A 6,020-nucleotide genomic window follows, 5' to 3' on the forward strand; every position below is an offset into this window, starting at 1 on the left:
GCGTTGAAGATCATTCTCGCTGGTGCAGTCATCGCTTCCCATGAGTGCACCAGGCATGGAAGATGATCTGGTGACGGGCATCAGAGATGATCACGCCTCCGCGCCCGCCTTCTCCGGCGACCTCAGGTGCGCCGGCGCCAGCGCTCGCAGCACGTGGTACCCCACCAGCACGATCAGCGTGCCGAGCGCGATGCCGCTCAGCGAGAACGAGTCCGTGAACTCCAGCGTCACGTTGCCGATGCCGATGATCACGCCCGCCGCCACCGGGACCAGCTGCAGGGGGTTGCCGAAGTCCACCCCGTTCTCGACCCAGATCTTGGCGCCGAGCAGGCCGATCATGCCGTACAGGATCACCGTGATCCCGCCCAGCACGCCGCCCGGGATCGCGGCCACCACCGCGCCGAACTTCGGGCACAGGCCGAACAGGATGGCGAAGGCCGCCGCCGCCCAGTACGCCGCCGTGGAGTAGACCCGCGACGCCGCCATGACGCCGATGTTCTCCGCGTACGTCGTCGTCGCCGGGCCGCCGACCGCCGTGGACAGGACGGTGGCCGCGCCGTCCGCCGCGATCGCGGTGCCCAGCTCGTCGTCCAGCGGGTCGCCGGTCATCTCCGCGACCGCCTTCACATGGCCGGCGTTCTCCGCGATCAGCGCCACGACCACGGGCAGCGCGACCAGGATCGCGGAGAGGGAGAAGCTCGGGGCGTGCAGCTCGGGCAGCCCGAACCAGTCCGCGTCCGACACTCCGCTCAGGTCCAGCCGCCAGTGGTCGGTGACCTTGCCCGACGCGTCCGCGGAGTGGATCTGCCCGAAGACGCGGTCGAGGGTCCAGGACAGCGCGTAACCGAAGACCAGGCCCAGGAAGATCGCGATCCGGTTCCAGAAGCCGCGCAGCACCACCAGCGCGAAGCCCGTGAACAGCAGCGTCGCCAGCGCCGTCCACTGGTCCTGCGGCCAGTACGTGCCCGCCGCGACCGGTGCCAGGTTGAAGCCGATCAGCATGACCACGGCGCCCGTCACCGCCGGCGGCAGCACCGCGTGCACGACGCGCGCGCCCAGCGCCCGTACCGCCATGCCGCAGGCGAACAGCACCGCGCCCACCACGAGCAGCGCCCCGGTGAGCGTCGCGGCGTCGCCGCCGTCCTTGGCGATGATCGCGGCCACGCCGACGAAGGAGAGGCTGCTGCCCAGATAGCTGGGGATACGGCCCCGGGTGACCAGCAGGAAGAAGACCGTCGCGACGCCCGAGAGCATCACGGCGAGGTTGGGGTCGAGGCCCATGAGGATCGGCGCCACGAACGTCGCACCGAACATGGCCACGACATGCTGCGCGCCCAGACCCGCCGTACGGCCCCACGAGAGCCGCTCGTCGGGCCGCACCACGGCCCCGGGAGCGGGGGTACGCCCGTCTCCGTGCAGCTTCCAACCCACTCCGAGGCCCATGTACGTGCTCCGTGCTGATCCTGAGCGAACAAAACACGCCCACGATAGACGAGCCGCGGGCGGGGAAAGTCCCTGGTCCGGCAGGGTGTGCCGGGGCCGGGGCGGGCGCCGCGCAGGGCGGGGAGCGGGGCCGGGAACCAGCGGTCGCCGAACTCGCGTTCACGCACATGAGGTTGGGGTGAATCTGGGGGGCGAAGTGCCGGACGGGACACACGCGGGACTCGGGCTCGAGACGGAGCAGGAGCGGACCGTCTACGCGGAGGCGCTGGACCGGGTCCTGGACACGCCCGCCGTGCTGGCCCGCATCGGGGTCCGCCCGGCGGTCACCACGGCGGCCGTCCGCCACGCCATGATCAGCGACCCGCGGCGGGTCGAACGGGTCCTGGGGCCCCACGGCCGCTTCCTGCTGCGGGCCCGGCGGTGCCAGTCCGCCGCCCGCGGCCTGTACCGGGAGTACGCGCTGGCCGCGCACTGGGTCCGTGCCGAGCGCCGCGCCCGGAGCCGGGGCGGCCGACGGCCGGGCTGGTGGCGGGCGGGGAGCCTGCGGCTGCGGGGGTGCGTCGCCTCGGTCGTGCTGCTGGTGCTCGCGTTCGCGGGCTCCGTACTCCCGCTGGGCCTCCTGGCGGGCGCGGTGCTGATCACCCTCGCGGCGGGGTTCTCCGTCGCCGACCTGGAACTGCGACGGAGCACGCTCGAACAACGGCTGACAGGGCTCGCCTTCGGCGTGTCGGGGGTCGTCGCGATCATGGTGTTCCTCGGGCTGGGCTTCCGTGTCATCGGGCTGCCGCTGCTCGTGTCGTGCGCGTCGTTCTCCCTGGCGGTCTGCCTCCATCCCCCCTCGCACGCCGGACTGCGCGCGCTCGCCGGGGCACTCGTGGGACTGTTCTGCATCCCGCCCGTCCTGGGCGCGGTGGGGCTGTGCCGCGAGCGGTGGAAGCGTGAGATCCGGGACGAGGACTTCGCGGCCGAGATCGACGACACGATCGAGACCCTGCTGGGATCGGACCCGGGGTCGGTGTGGGTGCCCGGGGACCCGTCGGGCCTCCGGCAGGCGCAGGCCCCCGACCTCGTCGTTCCGGTCGAGTCGATGGACCGGCTGGAGACCAAGCTCGGCCAGCTGGAGGGCGGCACCGTCGCGGTGTGCGGGCCGCGGGGCGCCGGCAAGTCGACACTGCTCGCCGGCACCGCCCGCGACGGGGACTTCTCCGTGCTCGTACAGGCCCCGGCCGCTTACGCGCCGCACGACTTCCTGCTGCTGCTGTTCACGAGCGTCTGCGAGCGGTACATCACCCACCGGGGCTACCGGCCGCCCCGCTACGAGGACCTGTCCCGCTTCCGCAGGATGCTCCGCAACTCCGCACCGGGCGCCCGCCCCCTCGGACGCTGGACACTCAACGCCCTCATCCTCGCCATGCTCGCCTACGTCGTGGTTGCGGGCGCCCGGGGGGTGGGCTCCTGGCGGGGCGGGGCCGTCTTCGACTGGTTCGAGGAGGCCGGGCACCGCGTCGCCGAGGCCGTCGAGGGCTCGTGGACGGGAGCCACGCCCGCCGGTGTCCTGTGGACGCTCCTCGCCGCCGCGGCGCTGTTCCTGCTCAGCCGTACGGCATCCCTCGGGTTCGGGGCGCGGCTGCTGTGGAACACCGTGTGCCTGGCCGGCGGCCTCGCGCTGGTGCTCTGGTGCGGCCTGGACTTCCTGTACGACGACGAGGTCAACCGGCACTGGGAGGCCCTGAAGGACAGTGCGCCGAAGGCCGACGACGGTCAGAGGGAGCCGCCTCCCGGCGTCGGGTGGCTGTTCCTGGCCGGCATGGCGCTTGTCGGCGCGGTCTTCGCCGCCGGGGCGCGTGCGGACCACGCGGACGACCGGCGCAAGCGTGCGTTCGCCACCGTGTCGGCGGTCGTCCTCGGCGCCTTGGGGGTCCTGTGCGCGGTGCTGGGCGTCCAGGGCGCGCCGCGGATCCAGGCGATCCTCCTGGACCGCGACAACCTGCCCCGCGCCGCCCTCCTCGCCGCCGGCGTGCTGCTCCTGCGCCTCACGGTGTCGCTGCGTCCCGCCCACGACGTACCCGACCTGATCCAGGAGTGCCGGACCCAGCTGCTGCGCCTGAAGACCGTGCAGACCGCGACCACGACCCTGACCACCTCGGTGGCCCCGCTCGCCGTGCTGGGCAGCCAGCACGGCGCGGCGCTCACGTCCGTACCGCCGCGCTACCCCGAGCTGGTCGAGGACTTCCGCGGGCTGCTCTCCCGGATCGCCGAGGCGGTCCACGCGGACGGGAAGCGGGTGGTGATCGCGGTCGACGAGCTCGACCGGCTCGGCAGCGACACCCGGGCCCTTGAGTTCCTCGGCGAGATCAAACCGGTCCTCGGCCTGCCGCACGTCCACTTCCTGCTCGCGGTCGCCGAGGACGTCGGCGCCGCCTTCGTACGCCGCGGACTGCCGCACCGCGACGTCACCGACAGCTCCCTCGACGACGTCCTGCACATCCAGCCCTGCACCCTCGACGCCGCCCGGACCATCCTCCAGCGGCGCGCCCCGGGGATCCCCGACCCGTACATCCTGCTCGCCCACGCCCTGTCCGGGGGTGTGCCGCGCGACCTGATCCGCTATACGCGCCGCATCGTGGAGATGCAGCAGCACACCGACTCCCGGGAGCTGGCGAACGTCTGCCGCAGGCTCGTCGTCGAGGAACTCGCCGACACCCTGGCCGGGTTCCGCACGCTGCTGGCCAAGCAGGAGTGGTCCGCGCGCACCGGCGAGGTCCTCACCCGTTTCCGGACGCTCACCAGCCTGCTCCGTACGGCCGTCCCCGCGGCCGACACGGCGGACGCCGCCCTGCACGCGGCCGTGCAGGAGTTCGCGTTCCACCCGGTGCAGCCCGAGCCGGACATACCCGAGGGCGCGGTCCGGCTGATCGAGGAGGCGTCGGCCTACACCTACCTCGCCCTGACGCTGCTCGACGTCTTCACCCCCGCGGGCTTCGACGACCGCCGCCGGGCCGCGGCCGAGCGCGGCCCCGACGGCAACCCCGAACTGCTCGCCGAGGCACGGCAGGAGCTGGCCCTCTCCCCGCACAGCGCCCGCCCCCTCCTCGACTCCGTCCGCACCGCCTGGAACCTCGGCACTCCGGGGCACGGATCGCTGCACGCCGTCTGAACGCGCCGGTCGGAGCCGCCGGGCAAAGCCACCCGGGCGGCGCTATCGTGCCCATGGCGGGTCGGGGTGGAGGGGTGAGGGGGACCATGAACGTCGTTGAGGGCAGGCTTGATTCGCGGCTGTCGTCCGTTGTCGTACACGCTGCCGGGGCCGTCTGCGTGCGCGTGGCCGTCGGGAAGGTGGCGCCCGGCACGCGGCGGGTCGTGGTCGCCGGGCTGCCCCTGGGGCTGGCCGAGCAGTCGCTGCGGGCCCGGGTGCGGTCCGGGCCGGCCGGGCTGCGGGTCACGGACGTGCGGCTGGAGGTCGCCGCGGCGGTGCGGGAGCCGGAGCGGCGGTCGTTGACCGAGCGGGAGCTGAAGGACGCGGAGGGGCGCCGGCAGGCCCTGCGCGAGCGGTGTGCGTGGCTGGGCCGGGAGGTCGAGCGGACCGGGCGGCTGAAGGCCGGCGGGACATCCGGTCAGCCCTGGGGCGGGCCGCCGCCCGGCGCCGCGGTGGAGTCCCTGCTGGCGCTGGCGGGCTTCGTCGACCGGCGGATGCGGCAGTTGTACGAGCGGCTGGAACCGCTCGAGGCCGAGCTGCGGCGCGTGGAACGCGAGGTCGACGTGCTGCGTGCGCGGCTCGCGCGGGAGTCCTCCGCGCTGCAGACGGGCGCCGTGCACAGTACGGCCGCCGCCGTCGTCACGGTGGACGGTCCGGAGGACGCCGCCTCGGCCGAGTGCGAGTTCGAGGTCGAGTACCTCGTGGCCGGGGCCACCTGGCTGCCCGTCTACCAGCTCCGCCTGGACCGCGCCGCCGACGGCGGCAGCGCGCTCGTGTTGCGGGCCTGCGTCGCGCAGCGCACCGGCGAGGACTGGAGCGGGGTGCGGCTCGGGCTGTCCACCGCCGATCTGCAGCGCCGGACCGATCTGCCCGAGCTGCGTTCCCTGCGCATCGGGCGGCGGCAGAGCGAACCGGTGCCCAGCGGGTGGCGGGAGCCGCCGGCCGGGCTGGAGGGGCTGTTCGCCTCGTACGACGCCGCCGTGGAGGCCCGGACGGCGGTCGGGACGGCGGTCGGGACGGTGGTCGGGACCGCGAAGAGCGCCGGGCCCGCGGCGAGCGACGAGTGGCAGCCCCGGGCGGAGCTGTGGGAGGACGATGACGCCTCCGCCGCCCCTCCGCCGCCCTACGCCGCCGACTTCGCCGCGCAGGCGCCACCGGGTGGTGGTTCCGCGACGTTCGGGGGTGCGGGATTCGCCCCGGCGGCCGGGCCCGAGTCCTACGGCGCGGCTCCCTACGCGCAGCCGCAGGGGTACGGCGGTCCCGTCCCCGGGGGAGGTCCCGGCTCGCCGCCCGCCATGCCCCTGCCCCCGGCCGCCGCCGCCCCCCAGCGGGCGCCGGTCTCGCGCGCCGCGGGCTTCCGGAGCCGCCGCGGCGCCATGGC

At 74.3% G+C, this 6,020-nt stretch carries 3 protein-coding genes; 2 read left to right on the forward strand and 1 reads right to left on the reverse strand.

Annotated features, from left to right (window positions below):
• Positions 1 to 90: 90 nt before the first annotated feature.
• A complete protein-coding gene (locus tag AB0M28_RS39625) occupies positions 91 to 1,443 on the reverse strand; it encodes a solute carrier family 23 protein (protein WP_365415561.1) in 1,353 nt (450 codons plus the stop codon).
• 196 nt (positions 1,444 to 1,639) lie between these two features.
• On the opposite strand from AB0M28_RS39625, the gene AB0M28_RS39630 reads away from it, so the two are divergent.
• The gene (locus AB0M28_RS39630; RefSeq protein WP_365415563.1) at positions 1,640 to 4,600 is read left to right on the forward strand and encodes a P-loop NTPase fold protein; all 2,961 of its coding nucleotides are present in this window, start codon (positions 1,640 to 1,642) and stop codon (positions 4,598 to 4,600) included.
• Between the two features lie 86 nt (positions 4,601 to 4,686).
• On the forward strand, positions 4,687 to 6,020 hold a 1,334-nt coding region (locus AB0M28_RS39635), incomplete at its 3' end, for a DUF4139 domain-containing protein (RefSeq protein ID WP_365415565.1).

It is taken from the genome of Streptomyces sp. NPDC051940, assembly GCF_040680895.1.
In the GTDB taxonomy this organism is placed as follows: Bacteria; Actinomycetota; Actinomycetes; order Streptomycetales; family Streptomycetaceae; genus Streptomyces.